The sequence below is a fragment of the Micromonospora sp. NBC_00421 genome, assembly GCF_036017915.1.
GTDB lineage: Bacteria > Actinomycetota > Actinomycetes > Mycobacteriales > Micromonosporaceae > Micromonospora.
Genome location: NZ_CP107929.1, coordinates 5,282,743 through 5,301,187, shown reverse-complemented (window position 1 = coordinate 5,301,187; position 18,445 = coordinate 5,282,743). Strand labels below are relative to the sequence as shown.

The 18,445-nt window shown below is 72.8% G+C and carries 12 protein-coding genes; 5 read left to right on the top strand and 7 right to left on the bottom strand.

All coding sequences use genetic code 11. From position 1 onward, the window contains the following. Nucleotides 1-99: 99 nt before the first annotated feature. Nucleotides 100-1,908, bottom strand: coding sequence for a type VII secretion protein EccE (eccE, locus tag OHQ87_RS22450; protein ID WP_328340840.1), 1,809 nt, complete (start codon nucleotides 1,906-1,908; stop codon nucleotides 100-102). Between the two features lie 366 nt (nucleotides 1,909-2,274). Here eccE and OHQ87_RS22445 point away from each other — a divergent pair, with 366 nt between their 5' ends. Together OHQ87_RS22445 and OHQ87_RS22440 are read left to right on the top strand one after the other, a co-directional pair. Further along, nucleotides 2,275-2,592: a WXG100 family type VII secretion target gene (locus OHQ87_RS22445; protein ID WP_328340838.1), complete on the top strand. Its 318-nt coding sequence runs from the start codon at nucleotides 2,275-2,277 to the stop codon at nucleotides 2,590-2,592. A 24-nt stretch (nucleotides 2,593-2,616) separates the two neighbouring features. Next, complete coding sequence (locus OHQ87_RS22440; RefSeq protein WP_328340836.1) at nucleotides 2,617-2,910, top strand: WXG100 family type VII secretion target; 294 nt, start codon at nucleotides 2,617-2,619, stop codon at nucleotides 2,908-2,910. A gap of 58 nt (nucleotides 2,911-2,968) precedes the next feature. Here OHQ87_RS22440 and mycP read toward each other — a convergent pair whose 3' ends face one another. Continuing rightward, nucleotides 2,969-4,189, bottom strand: coding sequence for a type VII secretion-associated serine protease mycosin (mycP, locus tag OHQ87_RS22435; protein WP_328340834.1), 1,221 nt, complete (start codon nucleotides 4,187-4,189; stop codon nucleotides 2,969-2,971). A gap of 154 nt (nucleotides 4,190-4,343) precedes the next feature. Here mycP and OHQ87_RS22430 point away from each other — a divergent pair, with 154 nt between their 5' ends. Further along, nucleotides 4,344-7,607, top strand: coding sequence for an SseB family protein (locus OHQ87_RS22430; RefSeq protein WP_328340832.1), 3,264 nt, complete (start codon nucleotides 4,344-4,346; stop codon nucleotides 7,605-7,607). Beyond that, nucleotides 7,604-7,969 carry a hypothetical protein gene (locus OHQ87_RS22425; protein ID WP_328340830.1) on the top strand — a complete coding sequence of 122 codons (366 nt, stop codon included), beginning with the start codon at nucleotides 7,604-7,606 and terminating at the stop codon, nucleotides 7,967-7,969. The genes OHQ87_RS22430 and OHQ87_RS22425 overlap by 4 nt, the downstream gene beginning before the upstream one ends. A 61-nt stretch (nucleotides 7,970-8,030) precedes the next feature. Here OHQ87_RS22425 and OHQ87_RS22420 read toward each other — a convergent pair whose 3' ends face one another. From OHQ87_RS22420 to acs, 5 genes are all read right to left on the bottom strand, one after another. Continuing rightward, nucleotides 8,031-8,963: an alpha/beta fold hydrolase gene (locus tag OHQ87_RS22420; RefSeq protein WP_328340828.1), complete on the bottom strand. Its 933-nt coding sequence runs from the start codon at nucleotides 8,961-8,963 to the stop codon at nucleotides 8,031-8,033. Between the two features lie 133 nt (nucleotides 8,964-9,096). Next, complete coding sequence (locus OHQ87_RS22415) at nucleotides 9,097-9,435, bottom strand: hypothetical protein (RefSeq protein ID WP_328340827.1); 339 nt, start codon at nucleotides 9,433-9,435, stop codon at nucleotides 9,097-9,099. Nucleotides 9,436-9,618: 183 nt separating this feature from the next. Then, the gene (locus OHQ87_RS22410) at nucleotides 9,619-12,009 is read right to left on the bottom strand and encodes an immune inhibitor A domain-containing protein (protein ID WP_328348955.1); all 2,391 of its coding nucleotides are present in this window, start codon (nucleotides 12,007-12,009) and stop codon (nucleotides 9,619-9,621) included. Between the two features lie 368 nt (nucleotides 12,010-12,377). Next, a complete protein-coding gene (locus OHQ87_RS22405; RefSeq protein ID WP_328340826.1) occupies nucleotides 12,378-15,173 on the bottom strand; it encodes an immune inhibitor A domain-containing protein in 2,796 nt (931 codons plus the stop codon). Between the two features lie 227 nt (nucleotides 15,174-15,400). Then, entirely contained in the window at nucleotides 15,401-17,365 is a 1,965-nt protein-coding gene (gene acs / locus OHQ87_RS22400) for an acetate--CoA ligase (protein WP_328340824.1), read from the bottom strand. 316 nt (nucleotides 17,366-17,681) lie between these two features. Here acs and OHQ87_RS22395 point away from each other — a divergent pair, with 316 nt between their 5' ends. Then, the gene (locus OHQ87_RS22395) at nucleotides 17,682-18,428 is read left to right on the top strand and encodes an oxidoreductase (protein ID WP_328340822.1); all 747 of its coding nucleotides are present in this window, start codon (nucleotides 17,682-17,684) and stop codon (nucleotides 18,426-18,428) included. Nucleotides 18,429-18,445 lie beyond the last annotated feature (17 nt).

The following is an 18,445-nucleotide window of genomic DNA, read 5'->3' as shown; positions in this document are numbered from 1 at the left end:
CACGAGCGGTCCACCCGGGGAACCCATCATGGCCTCCCGATCCGTGCCGCCCACCCGGTCGGCTGCTGCTCCGCCGGCCGGCGCCCGTGGTCGCTCCCCTCAGCGGCGACCGGGGCGGCCGACCAGTTGCGACTCGATCGGGGTGGGCGAGAGTAGCGCCCACCGCAGCGCCCGACGGTTGACCACCGCGACCATGTCGGCCCGGACCCGGGTCAGCCACTCCGCCGAACCGCCCAACCCCAGCGCCGTGCCCGCCAGGGCGGCCTCCGCCGGGTCGAGGGGCTGCAGCACCGCCAGGTCGGCCCGGCCCAGGGTGTCGACGTCCGTCGGGGTCAGTTCGTCCCGGACCACCAGGGTGGACACCCAGCCCACCCCCGGCGCCGGCTCGCCCACCGGGGTACCCGCGTCGCTCACCACCAGCAGTGGCCGCAGCGGCGAGCCCGCGCCCACCGCCCGACCGGTCGGGACCACCGCGACCCCGCCCTGCTGACCGCCGACCCCCCGGACGAACGGTTCCCAGGCGCGGGGCCGACCGGTCTGCACGACGACCCCGGCACCCAGCGCCAGCGCCCGCAGCACCAGCAGTTGCGCCGCCGCCAGCCCGCCGACCAGCACCAGCCGGGTGCCCTCCGCGCGGAACAGCCGGACGGTCACCGCGCCGCCGTGCCGGTTGGCCCCCACCATCAGCCCGGCCCCGTCCAGGGTCAGCTCCGGTGGGTCCGCCTCCGGCGCGGTCACCTCCGCCACCGCGGGTACCGCCAACGGCAACGTGGCAGCCAGGCCGGGCAGGTGCGCGCCGTCGAGCCGGCACAGTTCCCCACCGGCATCGGCGACGAGCCGGCACAACCCCTCGGCGGCGAGTTCCAGCTCGGCCGGCGTCGGGGTGGCCAGCCGTACCGTCAGCTCGGCCGGTGGCGGCGCGGTGCCGCCGCCGGTACGCGGGCCGACGCAGAGCGACACGCTGGTGGCGGTCGCCGGCAGGGCCAGCAACCGGGCCACCAGCCGGCGGCCCGGATCGACCCGGGCGTCCGGCCAACTGACCAACCGGAAGGTCGCCTGGCACAGGTCGCCGGTGCGCAGCATCGACCAGGTCTCCCGGACCGGTCGTCCGCCGTCGTGGTGGGCCAGTTCGCACAGCACCCGCAGCGCGGCATGCTCACCGAGCGGCCTGGCCGGCATCGGTCCGACCCGGCGGACGATCCGCCGCACCGTGCCGGCGAGCGCCCGGCGCAGGTCGGCGTCGGACCAGCCGGGCGCCCGCAGCACGCGGACCGCGAGCAGGGCCCGCTCCTGCCCCGGCAGCCGCCCCTCGGTCAACTGCCGGTACGACGTCCCGGCCGTGCCGGACACCCCCGCCGCCGGCGCGGGCATGGCGTGCAGCAGCAACTGCACCCGCACAGGCGGTTGTTCGGCCCCGGCCGGCGGCAGCAGCGTGCCGGGGTCGGGCAGCGGGTGCGACCGGTCGCCGAGCAGGTCACCCGGGTCGCCGAGGTCGAGCAGGACGGTCAACCCGGCGGCGTCGTCGACCACCCCCGTCGGGCCTGCGGTCAGCTCCACCGAGCCCAGCACGGCGTCGGGGAGCACCAGACCCAGCAGGGCCGCCGGGGTGGCGTCGGTGGGTAGCCCGCGCCGTCGGGTGGCGTAGCCGGTGGCGGCACCCCACCAGTCGAAGAGCCACCGCCCACGCCAGCGCCCCCAACCGAGACCGGCCAGCACGACCGCCCCGACAGCGGCGAGCGCGGCCGCACCGGGCCCGTGACCGTACGCGGCCACCGGCAACGCCATCGCGACCTGCGCGGCGACCACCTGACCCGGGCGTACGGCGGAACCCGGGCGGGCCCGGTGCGGAGCCCCGTGGGCCGGCGGCGGTCGACGCCGGACCGGCCGATCGGTCGTGCTCGCCGTCACCGCACCTCCTCCGTCGCGCCGTTGCGCCCGCCGCGAGCCCCGGTGGCCGACTGCCCGGGGGATACCTGTGTACGGGCCTGTTCGGGCCGTTCCGTCCGGTGGGACGGTGGCGCCTGGACCTGAACGCTACGGCGGCGTGACCCATGGTAGTGGCCTGGTCGGTCCGATGGAGACCGTGGTCGTGACCCCGGTGGCACTGTGGTTGTCCACAGGGGATGTCGCCGGGGTAGCACAACCGCGATCGTGCGACTACCGTCAGCGACGAGTTCGCCGACCATGTCCGCCCAGGCCCGTGCCGGGGGCGGCGACCGTCCGGAATGGACGGTGCGAGGTCGGCTCCGACCGAGGAGACGAGGTGACGTCCGGGTGTCCCAGACCCAGGCAGAGGCTGCGGTGATGCAGCACACCGCCACGAAGTTCGAGCAGGTGGACCAGTCCCTGCAGGCCATGCTGACCGGCCTGATGGCCGAGTTGGAGGTGTTGCAGCAGGCCTGGCGGGGCGCCGGTGGGCGCTCGTTCGAGCAGGTCAAGCAGCAGTGGGGGAAGGACCAAGCCACCCTGCAACGGGCCCTGCGGGAGACCGCGACGGCCATCCGCACCGCAGGCCGGCAGTACGACGCCTCGGACACCGAGGCCGCCGGCCGGGTCGCCGGCACCAACCGCGGCATCCACCTGCCGCTCTGACCAGATCCCGGTAAGGAGTATCCGATGGACCACGGTGTGCTGGTCGTCAACTTCGCCGCGCTGCACCAGGCCGGCGCGGACATCCAGAAGGCCCTGAACACCCTCGACTCACAGCTCGGTCAGCTGGAACGGGACGCCGCGCCACTGGTCGCCGGCTGGGACGGTGAGGCCCGGCAGGCATACGAGCAGCGGCAGGCGCGGTGGCGTTCCGCCTCGCAGGACCTCCAGGCGATGCTGCGCGACATCAAACTCGCGGTGGACGACTCCGCCGCCGACTACCTCAACACCGAGAAACGGAACGTCGGCCTGTTCCAGTGAACCGGCACCGGCACCGTCCGACTGCAGCGCCCGGCGACCCATCGGTCGGGCGTTGCCGTCAGGCGGATCCGGCCGGGTGCCAGCGGCGGCGGGTACCGCGGGGGAGCACGACGGCCAGCAGCACCGCCACCGCCACCGCTCCGCCGGTGACGGCGGCGACCAGCAGCGCCCGGTCCCGGGCCGCCGTCCGTCGGTGCCGTCGGGCCAGGAGCTCCGGGTCGACCCGCTCCGCCGGCAGGCCCATCGTCGGTCGGGCGGCCGGCAGGGGGTCGGCGCCGGTCTCCACCACCGCCCGGTACGGGTTGAGCACCCCGGCCCCGTAGCCGTCCCGTGGCCCGCCCGGCGCCGGATCGGCGGTGCCCACGATCCGGCGGGTCACCTCCCCGGCATCGAGTTCCGGCCGGTACTGCCGAAGCAGCGCCGCGGTGCCCGCCACGAACGGGACGGCGTAACTGGTTCCCTCGGCGCGCTGGTGGCCCCGCCCCGGTGCGGCCATCAGCACGTCACTGCCAGGGGCGACCAGGTCGACGTAGGGGCCGATCTGCGAGAACGGCGCACGGGCGCCCGTCGGGGTGACCGCCCCGACGCCGAGCACCCCCGGGTACGCCGCCGGGTAGGGCAGCGGGTCGCCGCCGTCGTGCAGGTTGCCGGCGGCGGCCACCACGACCACGTCCCGCCGGACCGCGTAGTCGATCGCGTCCCGCACGGCGGGGACGTCGGCGTACAGCACGACGGAGAGGTTGAGCACGTCGGCCTCGTGGTCCACCGCCCAACGGACGGCTTGGGCGAAACCGGCGGCGCTGACCGTACGCCCCGACTCCCGCCCCTCGACGACCTGCTGCTCGCTCACCCGCACCGGCAGGATGCGGGCCCCGGACGCGAGCCCACGGAAGGCCACCCCGGCGCCCTCCCCGGCGGCGATGATGCTCGCTACTCCGGTGCCGTGGCCGGCGCAGTCCCGGGTGCCGTCGCCACCCGGGTCGAGGAAGTCCGCGCCGTCGAGCACCCGGCCCCGCAGCTGGGGATGCCGTCGGTCGACACCCGAGTCGATCACCGCCACGATGACGCCGGTGCCGGTGGTCAGCGGGGTGAGCCGCTGCGGGGCGTACCGTTGCTGGGGCCAGGGGACGGCGGCGACCGGCCGGGCCGGCGCGGGCGACGTGGCGCAGGCCGGGGCGGCGTGGGCGGGGGTGACCGACGACACGACGGCCGCCGGTGGGGCGGCCAGCAGGGCGGCGGTCAGGATGGTCATTGCCCGTCGACTGCCGGATCGGGACATCTACCGCCTCCGTGTCGTGACGACTCCGCGACGGAATGCTATCCCCCGGGCTGGTCGCCGTGCCTGCCGCCGGTGGCCAGCCCATTGTGATCCTGTTTTCACCTTGTAGGTTGTACGCGACGCCTGTGGCCTGATCCGGGGAGGAGAGGTGGCCGTGACCGACTGGGAGCCGGCTACCGAGGCCGAGACGGCGATGCGCGACGCGCTGCGCGCCGGTGATCAGGAACTCTACTTCCGGATCCTGGCCGGGGCCGACGTCTTCCTCCCGGTTGCCGGCCAGGCCGCCGCCGGTGCGGCACCTACGGGTTGGGGCACCTGGACCACCGGTGGCCGTACCCACGTGTTGGCCTTCACCTCGGCCGCGGCGATGCACGCCTGCCTTGGTGTATCCGCCGGTCCGTGCCGCCGCAGCCGCTACGCCGAACTGGCCGCCGACTGGCCCAACCACGAGTGGTGGCTGGCGGTGAACCCCGGCCTGCCGATCGAGGGTTACCTGCCCGCCTGGTTCGTCTCCCAGCTCTCCCGGGGTGACGTCCGGCTGCCCGGTCGCACCCCGGGTGCGCGGTCCCGGTCGGAACGCGAACAGACGCCGGGCCGGACCTGGGTCGACGGGACGTCCGACGTCGAGCCGACCGCCGACCTCTCCGCCAGCCCCGCCGGCTGGGCCCCGTCCCGGCCGGTCCCGCCGTCCACCGCCGTGCCGCCTACGGGGGGTGTCACCCGGACGGTGGGGGGTACGGCCCTGACCGACGAACGGGGTCGTCCGGTCGTCGCACCCGGTGCCCGTCCGCTCGACGCCCCTGGGGGACCACCCGTCGACGGTCGGTCCGTCGGCACCGGTTCCCCCGACCCCGCCGCAACGCCCGGTCAGGCCACCGCCGGCAGGCCGACGACGGTCCCCCGCCGCCGGTTACTGGGTGAGGAGCCCACCGGTCCGGCCAACGGGCGTGCCTCGTTCTTCGAACCGTCCACCGCCCGGGGCGCCTCCCGGTCACCACGGGAGAATCCCCTGCGGTCGGGTGAGCGGGCCAACCCGCCGGCCCGGCCCGGTCTGGGCGGCCAGCCGTTTCCCCGGCGACGCCCGGCACCCGCGCAGCCGGCCGAGGACGAGGCCACCCGGGCGTTCCGGGTCGCCGGTCCGCCCGGTCCGCCCACCCGGTCCGCCCCCGGCGACGGCAACGGCAACGGCACGGCGACCGCCGGCCGCCGGGTGGACCCGATGGCCGAGGAACCGACCCGGGCCTTCCGGGTGGACCCGATGGCCGAGGAACCGACCCGGGCCTTCCGGGTCGGCCCGTTGGCCGAGGAGCCGACCCGGGCGTTCGGGGTCGGACCGTCGGCGGCAGAGGCCGCCCAGTCCCTGCCCCGCCGGCCGCGGACCCCGGACGGCCCGTCCGACGTGCGGCAGCCCCGGCCCTCGACCGACTCGTTCGCCGGTGCGGCAGCCTCGACCGGGTCGATGCCGGTCGAGGCGGAGGAACTGTCACCGTCGTCCGCCGAGCCGGTCTCCGGGCCGCCGGCAGCACGCCGGGGGTTCACGCCCATCGTGATAGAGGGGGTGATCCTGGAGTCCCGGGACCTGCCCGTCGTCCCGGCCCCGGCGACCGCGCCGCCGACCGTTCCCGCGCCGGCTCCCGTACCTCCGGTCGTTCCGGGGCCGGCTGTCGTTCCGGGGCCGGCTGTCGTTCCCGGGCCGGCTACGAGCGGTTCGGACGCCGAGGTCACGGTCAACCTGAACGGGGGTGTCGGTCCGCTCGCCGCACGCGGTCGACCGGCCCCGTCCGGGCCGGACTCTCCGGCCCCCGCCCCGCCCCGCTCCGCCTCCGGCGACCTGTGGACCCCGGCTGCCGCGCGGACCGCGCCGGCCGCTCCGCCGGCCCCTCCCACGGTTGCGGCCCCTTCGGCGACTCCCCCGACCGCCACGCCGGATGCGGCTCCCACCGCTCCGGGTACGCCGGTCGCCGTGCCGGCTGCGCCGCCCTCCCCGTCGGTTGCCGCAGTCACCGACAGCGCCGTCCCGCCGACCGCCAGCGGCCCCGCCCCGACGACCGATGCCACGGGTCCGGGCACGGCCGCCCAGACAGGTCCGGGCACGGCCGCCCAGACAGGTCCGGGCACGGCCGCCCAGGCGGCTCCTGCTGCCGGGTCGCCTTCGCCGACCGCTGCGGTGGTACGCGATGCCGGCCCGCCTGCCGACCTGGACGACCTCTGGACGCCCGCTGCCGAGCGGGTCGCGTCGATGTCCCCGGCGTCGGGCCCCGGCCCGGCCACCGTCGCGCCCTCCGGTGCAGGCACGACTCCCGCCGCGCTGTCCACCCCGCCCGTGCCGGCCTCGGCTGCCCCGGCCCCGGACGCTCCGCCCGTGGACGCTCCACCCGTGCTGACCCCGGACGCTCCGCCCGTCGCGGCCCAGGACGTCCCGGCTGCCCCGGCTGCCGCCACCGTCGACGAGTCGTTCCAGCCCGCCAACGAGGTCGAGGAGAACCTGCTGGACGCCGCGGGTGCCGGCAGCACCGACGGTTTCCTCTCCACCCTGTTGCTGGCCCGGGTGCTGCTCCCGGTCAATCCCGACTCGGCGTCCGGCAGTCGGCCCGGCGAGCCCGGTTTCGAGTGGCGTACCGGCACCGTGGACGGCGACACGTGCGTGGTGGTCTACACCTCCCCGGAACGGCTGGCCGAGCACGACGTACTGCCTGTGGAGACGATCGAGGTCCGGTTCGTGCAGCTGATCCGGTGTTGGCCGGACCCGGGTTGGGTGTTCACCGTCAACCCGGGCACTCCGGTCGGGGCCAAGCTGCCCGGCGAACAGATCGTCGCCCTGGCCAGCTGGGCGGCCGAGGTCGGGCTCGGTGACGAGGCGGATCTCGAACCGGTGGCCGCCGCCGAGGTGCCGGCCGAGCGCACCCGGTACGCTCCGCCGGCCACCGACCCGTCCCGTCCGGTGGTGATGCAGAAGGCGATCGCCCCCAGCCAGCTCGCCTACTACCTCGAACGGGGCTACGACCGGGTCTCCGGTTTCGTGCACCGGGCCGGGGAGTTGGCCCACCTGACCACCCCGGCCGAGTTGTACGACGCACTCGGACTCGGCTACCCGGATTCCCCCTTCGCGCGGGACGCCGAGGCGGCGTACGTGCTGCGCTGGCCGGCGTACCGACCGAGCCTCTACCGCATCCCGTACGGCGGGCAGAACGAGGCGGCGATGCGGGCCATGGAGGGCTGGGTCATCGAACGCGCGCCGTTCCGGGGCAACGGGTTCGCCCCGGGGGAGAGCAGCGACGTGGTGGCCGAGTTCAAGGTGGACAGCGCCCGGTTGCCGCACGGCGCACAGCTCTGGCGGATCGGTGCGGAGGGCACCGAACGGGTGATCGCCGTCCTGGACACCGACGCGCTGGTCTGGCGACGGGTGGACCAACCGTGATGCGGGACGGTTACGTGGCCCGCTGGCAGGGGCGGGAGTACCAGGTCAGCCCGGACGGCGACCATGTGCGGATCTACCAGCCGGAGCCCGCCGACGGCTTCGAGGAGGTACGCCCCGGCCGGTACGTGCGGGTCGTCCCGGCCGACGAGGTCGAGGAGTTGGCGTACGTGCGGACCACCTGCACCTGGCAGGGACAACCGTTCATCGTGCTCGGCGAGCACGACGGTTGGTTGCGGGTCGAGTACACAGGTGGCCGCTGGCCGGTGGCGCGGGCGATGGGGCTGGAGGTCTTCGACTTCGGTGTCTACCAGGGCTGGGCCCCGGCCGCCGAGGTCGCCGACCTGCGCGAACAACGAGCCTGACCCCGCCAGCCGCCAGCCGCCAGCCGCCAGCCGCCAGCCGCCAGCCGTTGACCCGGTGCGGTCAGGATTTCGTCCAGCGCAGGATCTCGCCGAGGACCACGTCGCCGGCCTCCACGTGGGGGAAGTGGCCCACGCCGTCGAGCAGCCGCCACTCGTAGGGGGCGCTGACATAGCGGCCGGAGCCCTGCGCGGTGCGCGGCAGCGAGGCCACGTCGACGGCGCCGTGCAGTTGCAGGGTGGGTGTGACCAGGGGCTTCTGCATCAACCGGACGAACCGGTAGCCGTGCAACCGCAGCACCGAGCGGAAGGCCCACCGGTAGCCCTCCAGGGCGCAGAAGGCGGCCTGCGGGATCAACATCGCCTCCCGGCAGCGCTGCGCGTAGCCGGCGAATTCGGGGCCCGCCACCCACTGCGGCCCGCCCCAGCGGCGCAGCATCTCCGGCACCTCGGCGGCGTCGTTGCGGGTGAGCACGTGTTCGTACCGGGGGAGCTGGAACTTCAACGCCGGGGTGGCGGCGGCGAACTGACCGCGCGGGTCGGCGAAGATCGCGGCGCGCAGCCGCAGCGGGTGGGGTGCGCCGAGCACTACCAGCCGGCGTACCAGGGTGGGGTGGAACGAGGCGGCCGTCCAGCCGATCAGGCCGCCCGAACCGGCGCCGACCACGGTGGCGGAGCGTTCCCCGAGGGCGCGGATCAGGCCGGCGACGTCGGCGGCGAGGGTGTAACCGTCGTACCCCCGGGGTGGTTTGTCGCTGGCGCCGTAACCACGCAGGTCCACCGCGACGGCCCGGAAGCCGGCGTCGGCGACGGCCGGGAGCATGGCGTGCCAGGCCCACCAGTGCTCGGGGAAGCCGTGCAGGAAGAGCACCATCGGGCCGGTGCCCGCCTCGACGACGTGGAACCGGCTGCCGTTCGCGCCGACGAACCGGTGTGTCCATGGTCCCTCGGTGAGGACGCAGGACTCGTCGACGGGTCCGCCACGCTGCTCGGTCATGGGGCACAGCCTAGGACCTCGGTGCCTGTCGATCGCCCCGCCGACCCGTACGGCACGGCCGGACCGGTGGAGCGGGGCGGCCGGACCGGTGGAGTAGGGGCCACCGGGAGCGCCGACGCCGGGCCGATCGGGGTCAGCGCACCACGCGGATCTCGACGATGCCGACAGGTGTGCCGGGGCCGCAGGTGCCGGTCGGGTCGGCCGGGCCGACGGTGACCAGCACGGTGGTGCCGGTGGTGAAGGTGCCCATGCCGGGGCCGTGCAGCGCGTACTCCCGGCCGTCGTCGGTGACCAGGCCGTAGCACGGGCCGTCGCCACCGTGGGTGATCCGGCCGGCGAGCCGGTCCGGTCGGCGCTGGTCGGTGGGGTGCCGTGGGGGCGAGGCCGGTCGCCGCAGGGTGGGCGGCGGGGTGGCGGAGAGCGCCGCCGGGCGGCCGGCGGGCGGGGTGGTCGGGGTCCGGTCGTCGGTCACGGTGCCTCCGTTCCCGGCGCACCCGGCATGGGTACGCGCAGAGCCAGCGTGCCACGTCGTCGGTGGGTCGGCACCCCTCCTGCGCGGCCGGGGCGGCTGCACCAGCCCTTGAAGAGGGCCGATGCCCGGGCAGGAGACCTGCCCGGGCATCGGGGTGTAGCGGGTGGTGCGCTGATCAGCGGATCAGGAGAAGCGGACCTTCACCGAGGTGCCGTTCTGCTCCACAACCTTGATCTTGGTGCCGGTCGCCGGAACCTTGACGCCGTGGTTCGGCAGCTCCGGGTACCAGTACTGCTTGGTGTCGTCGAACAGCGGCTGCGCGGCCTGGCCGCGGACGTACTGCGGCACGCTGTTGATGTGCAGCGTGAACGAGTCCGCCTTCTTCAGGCTGAACGGCGCGTCGTATACCTGGACCCGGGCCCGCCAGGGGGCGCCGGTCAGGTTGTAGAGCGGCTCCGGGTGCGCGTCGATGATCATGTTCCGACCCTCGCCCGGGTGGTCGAAGGTGTCGTTGTCGGCCCACCGGAGGTTCCAGTAGGAGATCAGCAGACCCTCCTGGTACGCGTAGTGGTCCACGTAGTCCGGGCGGGTGTTCGCGTAACCGAAGTAGTACGGGCCGGTCTTGAGGTACTGGTCGTACGACACGTACGACCGGTTGCCGGCGATGTAGTAGTTGTCGAACTTGCGGGTGTAGGTCTCGGCCACGACGCTGAACCCGTTCAGGGTCCAGCCGGCGGCACCGGCCTCGGCACCGTCGGTGAGCACGGTCTGCCCGTCGGCGGTGACGGTGATCGCGTCACCGTAGAAGCCACCCTCCGAGACGCCACCGTCGGTCTGGTAGCGCAGCCGGAACTGCACCGCCTTGCCGGCCGCCGCGTTCATCGGGATGTTGACGTCGACCCACTGGCCGCCGCTGGAGCCGTCCAGGGCGAAGCGCCCGGGGGAGATCTCCTTGAGGGCCTTGCCGTTGGCGGTACCCGGCAGGGTGGCCCAGGTCTGGCCACCGTCGGTGCTGGCCTCGAAGAAGAGGTAGTCGTAGTCCTCCTCGATCGAGTAACGACCCTTCATGGTGAGCGCGGCGCTGGTCTTCCCGGTGAGGTCGATCGTCCGCGTCATCGTGGTGTTCAGGTCGTCGTCGTTACCGGAGAAGAACTGCTTGGTCCCCTCGAACGGCTTGCCGTTCTGGAAGCTGTACTCCCGCTGGGGCAGTACCACCACGGCACCCTGCGCCTTGTCGGAGTTGTACTCCTGCGGGCCCAGCTCCAGGGTCTTCTTCTGGCCGGCCACCACGGTCTCGTAGTCGAGCCAGCCGAGCTGGAGCTTGTTCCAGGCACCGAGGTCGCCGCCCCGGTCGCCGATGCCGCCGTCGTTCTTGGCGCCGAGCCGGCTCTGGGCCATCAGGGTCCAGTGCTCGTTGTTGTTGTCACCGCTGTTGATGACGTTGTAGTCGTCCGGCAGACCGAGGTCGTGACCGTACTCGTGGTAGAAGACGCTCCGGCCACCGTTCTCCGGCTGGATGGTGTAGTCGCCGATCCAGACGCCGGTGTTGCCGATCTGGGTGCCGCCGCCCGGGAAGGTCGACGGACCGGTGTTGCCCTGGTCGGAGGCGAAGGCGTACCACCTGTGGCTCCAGATGGCGTCCTCACCCTGGATCGGGTCACCGTCGGCCTGGTCGCCGCCGGAGTGGACGATCTGGAAATGGTCGATGTAGCCGTCCGGCTCGTTGAAGTTGCCGTCGCCGTCGTAGTCGTACCGGTCCCACTCGTCCATCGACTTGACGTCGGCGGCGATCTGGGCGTCGGTGCGACCGGCGGTCTTCTGGTCGGCGACCCACTGGTTGGCGGCGTCCCGGACCAGGTTCCAGGTGTTGTTGCAGACGTTCGAGGCGCAGGGGTAGCCGTTGGAGCGGCCGTACCGGGCCTCGTTGTACTTGACCTTGACCCAGTCGGTGACCTCGCCGTCGACGCTGTAGCGACCCGAGGACTGGGCCTCGTAGTACTGCTTCAGCGACTCGTCACCCTGGCCGGTACCAAAGTAGATCTTGCGGAAGTGATCCGCGTTGTAGTCGGCCTGCCAGACGGTGGAGTTGTCCACCGCCCGGTTGGGGGCCGGGATCTCGTTGTGCAGCGGCCCGTCGAACCGGGTCGGCCCGGGGGTGTTCGGGTCGGTGTCCCGGTCCGGGTAGCTCGGGTGCCGCTCGTTGCCGAACTCCGCGAGGATGACGAAGATCTTGTCGGTCCGCTCGCGGCCCAACTCGACGTACTGGTCCTGCGTCTGGGCGACGCCCGAGGCCGTCGTCCGGGCGTTGTTCTTGCCCGCAGCCTGGGTCTTGCCGACCTTGACGACCGTGCTGCCGTTGATCTTCTGCGCCTTGGACTTGCCGGAAAGGACCTCGCTGAGGCCCTCCTGGCGCAGCGCCCGCCGCTTGGTTTCCAGCGGGTTGGGCAGATCGTGGTCCGCCTGGGGTTCCGCGACCGACGGGGCCGCCGTCGGGAGCTTCGGTGCCGGCGCGGCGCTGGCGGACGCGCCCGTCACCAGACCTGTCGCCGTCAGCGAGAGCCCGAGCAGACCCACTGCGACTTTGCGCACGTGGTACCTCCGGTGTGAGGGAACCGGCCCAACGGGGGTACGGGCCGGCGTGAGACGTCCCACTAGTGGGACCCATGGTGAACATAGACACTGCTGGGACGGGTGGGAAGATGTCCGCGTCGATTTGTTGCAAGATTTTGATGGGAACGCTTTTCACCGTCACACACCGGGTGTTCACCAACGGTCATGAGCAGTGCGGACGCCCCGGCCGGAATTATAGTGATGTATTTCGATTGGATTGCCGCGATGCGTGAAACAGTGGGCCGGTGGCTTCTCCGCCACCGGCCCACTGTCCACCAATCGGTCAGTTACTGACCTTTACCACCGCATTGCCGGAGGGCCCGGCGCGGGGCTCAGTTCTTCGCCGGGGTGATCTGGACGACCGCGTACGAGTTGTCCGGCGCGGCCGACAGGATCTTGATCGAGACGCCGTGCCGGACCTTGGCGTCGGAGGGGTTGCCCGTGCCGAGCACGATCGCCCCACCGCCCAGCGTCACACCGTAGAACTCGGTGGCCGGCGTGCCGTCCGGGTTCACCACCCGGGTCGTGTAGGGCTTGTTGCCCCGCGACGGGACGACCACCGATGCGTCGTTGTCCCGGGCGTACGCCGCGCCGTCGCGCATCTCGATGCCCGGGTACCAGCCCTTGGCGTCCGTGAACGTGGACACCGGGGCCTGCCGACCGAACTTGGTGCAGTACGCGCTGTACGGCTCGTCCGCCGCTTCCAGGCACTCGGTGAACGGGTACGTCCTGGTCAGCGAGAACGCCGCGTTGGCCGACTGCGGCCGGCTCGGCAGATTGTCGAGCACCGACGGATCCTTGGTCGCCGCCTCACCGGTACGACGGAGCGGGTCGTAGTGCGAGTCCACGATGAGCAACCCGCCCTTGGCCCCGTAGCTGGGCAGCGCGGTCATCTGCCCGGTGACGTGGTTGACGTCGCCCAGCATCGTGTCCCGGTACCACACCAGCATCCCCGGCGCGTTGTACGAGATCCGGTCGACCTTCCACGCCTCGTGCGAGTAGATCGTGTCGTAGGCGTACTTCAGACCCATGTCGAAGCCGTCGAAGTTACGCCACTCGGCCAGGTAGTACTGCGACTTGACCTGGGTGCCCGGGTCGATGTGCCAACCCGCGCCGGTGGTGTCGGTGAACGTGCCGCCGGTCAGCGTCCAGCCGTTCGTGCCGTTCTCCACGTCGTCGCTGAAGGTGGTGGCCCCGCCGCCGGTGACCGAGAGGTCGTCGGCGAACCAGCCGCGCTCCTGGAACGCCTCGTCGGTGGCGTACCGCAGCCGCACCTGCACGGTCGTCCCGGCGTACGCCGACAGGTCGATCCAGTCGTGCCGCCAACCGGCGGTGCTGCCGGTCAGGCCGTACTTCTTGTTGCCGAAGTCGACCATGCGGCCGTTCGGGTCGGCGTAACCGTCGTTCGTGGAGACCAGCGCGCCGGCCGCGTCGTAGACCTTCTGCTCGGCCCAGGTGGCGCCGCCGTCGGTGGAGACCTCGACGAAGCCGTAGTCCCAGTCCTCCTCGATGACGTAGTTGTTCCACATCCAGAACTTCGCGTCGGCGGCGGCCGGGACGGCGATCTGCCGACCGAGCTTGACGTCCGCCCAGGCCTGGTCGGAGCCGCTGTACCACATCCCGGTGCCGCTGTGCGGCTGGGCGAGGGTGACCACCTTGTCCGGCAGGTCGATCTTGATGCCGTCCTGGGTGCCCACCGGGGTACGCGAGGTCTGCCCGAGGGGTGCCGTCCGGGTCCGGGAGCCGGGGGCGAGGGTCAGCGGGTCGGCCCAGCCGAGCACCCACTTGTCCCAGATGCCCATGTGCGTCGGCAGCGCCTGGAAGATCTCGCCGTTGTGCGAGCCGGACGCCATCAGGTCCCAGAAGTCGACGTCCGAGTCGGCGTTGCCGGAGGTGTCGTAGAGGTCCGGCAGGCCCAGGTCGTGCCCGAACTCGTGGGCGAAGACCCCGACCCCGGCGTCCTCCGGCTGGACGATGTAGTTGGACACCTTCAGGGTGGTGCCGGGGATGGCGTAGCCGCCGGCGACCGTGGAGGAGTGCGCCCAGACCGCGTACACGCCCTGGTCGCCGCCGCCCCGGGACTTGCCCTGACCGGCGTGCACCAGCACCAGGTGGTCGATCACCCCGTCCGGCTCGTTGACGTTGCCGTCGCCGTCCCGGTCGCCCTGGTCCTCGATGTCGTAGTCGGCCCACGGGAAGTTCGGGTCGGCCGCGGCCAGCGCGTCGATCGCGTCGGTGGCGAGCCGCCCCGCGCCCTGCGGGTTGTCCGGGTGGCCGTTCATCGCCTGCTCCCGGCCGGCGACCCAGGCGCCGGTCTCGTCCTGGAAGCAGCGCGAGGCCGCGTACCAGCCCTCCGAGTGCGGTACGGTGATCCACGGGCTGGCCTGCCCGTCCACCGTGTACGCGCCCTTGGACATCTCCAGGTACATGTTGTGCATGGTGCGGCCGGACAGGTCGATGCCCTTCCTGCCGTCCGGTCCCTTGAGGTCCTTGCGGACCCGCTCGGTGATGCCCTTCTTGGTGTAGAGCATCTTGTCGAAGTGGGTGGGCGAGAAGTCCGGCACCCACATCGAGTTGTTGTCCTCGTGCGGCAGGGTCGCCGGGTTCGGGATGTTGTTGTGCTTAGGTCCGTTCTGGACGGTGCCGGGCACGCAGGTGCGGTCCTCGAAGACCGTCTTGGGGACCATCACCCCGGTGAAGTCGTCGTTGGCCTGCTCGTTGAACTCGACGAGCAGGGTGAGCAGCTTGGCCGTCTGGGTGCTCTTGGCCTTCTTGAACGTGCGCGGGCTCTGCCCGGTGCGGATCGCCCGCGCCTCGTTGCGGGCCAGTTCCCGGGCGGCCAGCGGGTTGCCGCCGGCGAACTTGCGGTCGTACGCGCGGGCCTCGTCCGCCGGCGGGGTGCGGATCCCGTCGACGCCGCGCACCTCCTTACCGGCGGTGTCCGGCTGCACCTCCGGCTCGGCGTAGTTGAGGTAGTGCTCGTCGGCCCCGATCCGGGTCGGTGTGGCCGGCCCGGCGGGCTGGGCCGCCGCGCTGCCGGTCACGGTCAGCGACGTGGCGACGAGGGCGAGGGTGGGCAACGCGACGAGTAGGCGTCGGCGTGACCCAGTGGGCGGGAAGATGTTCATGCCACTCCGTTTCTCGGGCATGGGAGAGGAATCGCCGGTGACCTACGTCGAATCCAGTCGATATTGCTGAACCTAGATGAGGGAGGTTCGCCACCGGAAGGGGGCACCGACGCCTCTGCCCGTTCAGCCCGACCCGGCTCCGCCTACCGACCCATTCGTACCCCGGAAAAAGACCGGTGGGTGCCGGTCCGCACGGACCGGCACCCACCGACGGGGTTTGCGCGTCGTCAGTCCTCGTCGGACTTCCCGCCGCCGAGTCCGGAGGAGATCAGCTCCATCACCGAGGAGTCCTGGAGCGTGGTCACGTCGCCGAGCGACCGGTTCTCCGCCACGTCCCGCAGCAGCCGGCGCATGATCTTGCCGGAACGGGTCTTCGGCAGCTCCGGCACCAGCATGATCTGCCGGGGCTTGGCGATCGGGCCGAGCGTCTTGGCCACGTGGTTGCGCAGCTCGGTGATGAGCTGCTCGCCCGCCTCGCCCGAGATGTCGGCGGTGCCGCGCGGGATGGCGAACGCCACGATCGCCTGCCCGGTCGTCGGGTCGGTCGCACCGACCACCGCCGCCTCGGCCACCGCCGGGTGGGACACCAGCGCCGACTCGACCTCGGTGGTGGAGATGTTGTGCCCGGACACCAGCATCACGTCGTCGACCCGGCCGAGCAGCCAGATGTGCCCGTCGTCGTCCTTCTTGGCCCCGTCACCGGCGAAGTACATCCCCTCGAACCGGGACCAGTACGTCTCGATGAACCGGTTGTCGTCGCCCCAGATGGTGCGCAGCATCGACGGCCACGGCTCGCGCAGCACCAGGTAGCCGCCCCCGCCGTTCGGCACCGACCGGCCCTGGTCGTCCACCACGTCGGCGACGATGCCGGGCAGCGGCGTCATCGCCGAACCCGGCTTGGTCGCGGTGACCCCGGGCAGCGGGGAGATCATGATCGCGCCGGTCTCGGTCTGCCACCAGGTGTCCACGATCGGCAGCTCGCCCCGGCCGACGTGCTGGCGGTACCACATCCACGCCTCCGGGTTGATCGGCTCACCGACGCTGCCCAACAGGCGCAGCGACGACAGGTCGAAGCCCGCCGGGATGTCCTCGCCCCACTTCATCATGGTGCGGATCAGCGTCGGCGCGGTGTAGAGGATGCTGACCTTGTATTTGTCGACGATCTCCCAGAACCGGCCCTTGTGCGGGGTGTCCGGGGTGCCCTCGTACATCACCTGGGTCGCGCCGTTGGCCAGCGGCCCGTACACGATGTAGGAGTGCCCGGTGACCCAGCCGATGTCGGCGGTGCACCAGTAGACGTCGGTCTCCGGCTTCAGGTCGAACACCGCGTGCGCCGTCCAGGCGGCCTGGGTCAGGTAACCGCCCGTGGTGTGCAGGATGCCCTTCGGCCGGGCGGTGGTGCCGCTGGTGTAGAGGATGAACAGCGGGTGCTCGGCGTCGAACGGCTGGGCGGTGTGCTCCGCCGGGGCCGTCTCGACCGTCTCGTGCCACCAGTGGTCCTTCGCCGACCAGGCGACCTCCTCGCCGGTGCGCCTGACCACCAGCACGTGCTCGATCGACGGGCAGTTCGCCACCGCCTCGTCCACCGTCGGCTTCAGCGCCGACGGCTTGCCCCGGCGGTAGCCGCCGTCGGCGGTGATCACCACCTTGGCGCTGGCATCCTGGATCCGGTTGCTCAGCGCGTCGGCGGAGAAGCCGCCGAAGACCACGCTGTGGGTCGCGCCGATCCGGGCGCAGGCCAGCATCGCCACCGCCGCCTCGGGGATCATCGGCAGGTAGATCGCCACCCGGTCACCGGCGACCACCCCCAGGTCGGTGAGCGCGTTCGCCGCCTGGCAGGTCAGCCGGTGCAGGTCGGCGTAGGTGAGGGTGCGGGTGTCGCCCGGCTCGCCCTCCCAGTGGATCGCCACCCGGTCGCCCCGGCCAGCCGCCACGTGCCGGTCCAGGCAGTTGTACGCCACGTTGAGCTGGCCACCGACGAACCACTTCGCGAACGGCGGGTTCGACCAGTCGAGCACCTCGTCCCACGGCTTGGCCCAGGCCAACCGGCCGGCCTGCCGCTCCCAGAAGGCGAGCCGGTCCGCGCCGGCCTCGTCGTACGCGCCGGCGGTGACGTTGGCCTCCGCGGCGAGTGCGGCCGGCGGCGGGAACTGGCGCGTCTCGTTCAGCAGGTTGGCCAAGGCCTCGCTCATGCGGTGACTCCTTCGTCGGGGTGACCTGCGTCTCCTACCCGGCCGAGGTTAGTCCGGGCCGCTGGGGACCGCGACACCCCAGGTGCCGGCCGGCGCGCTCAGCGGCCGTCCCGACGCGCCCGACGGCCCCGCCCACCCCGACCTGCCCGGACCTGATCAGGATCGGACTCGACGGCCCGACGTGCTGATCCTGTCGGCCGCCGGTCGGTCCCTGCGCACCGACCCGTCCGCCGGGCAGGCGGTAGCCCCGGTGGCCCGGGTCGCCCTCCCGGCGGGTGCCGTCCGGTGCGGGCCGCCGGGTCGCTAGCGTGGCGAGGTGACCACCGACCCGCTCGCTCCGCTGCTCGCGCTCGCCGACATCGCCCCTGCCGTCGAGCGGGCCCGCGAGCGGGTCGACCAGGCGATGCGGCACCGCGCGCTGCGCCGCCAGGGTGGCCAGGTCGCGGCCGAGGTCGGTCTGCGCTGCGCGGTGGCCAGCGCCGCCCTGGAGGGGTACGACCACGAGCGCGAGGCGGTCCGGGCCGGCACCGTCACCGAACCGGTGCTCCAGGGGGCGCTGCGGGTGGCCGGGGCGCTGCCCGGGTTGACCGAGCGGTGGTCGACGGCACCCCGGCAGGCGCTGGCCCGGCTGCACGTGCTCGCCGCCCGGGACGTGGTGGCCGAGGCCGAGCTGGGGCGTCCGGTCGCCGACCCGGTGGTGGCCGCCCGGCTCGACGGGTTGGCCGGGCTGGTCGCCGGTGGTACGAAGGTCTCCCCGTTGATCCTGGCCGCCGTGGTGCACGGCGAACTGCTCAACCTGCGGCCCTTCGCCGGCCCGTCCGGGCTGGTGGCCCGCGCCGCCGCCCGGCTGGTGCTGATGTCCCGCGGGTTCGACCCGCGTGGCCTGGTCGCGGTCGACGTCGGCCACCGGGAGCGGGAGCCGGAGTACGTCGGGGCGGCCGGGGCCTTCGCCACCGGTACCCCGGACGGCCTGCGCTCCTGGCTGCGGCACTACCTGAGCGCCGTCGAGGTCGGCGCGGACCAGCTCACCGCCGTCGGCGACGAGATCATCGCCACCGCCTGACCGGTGCCGTCCGCGCG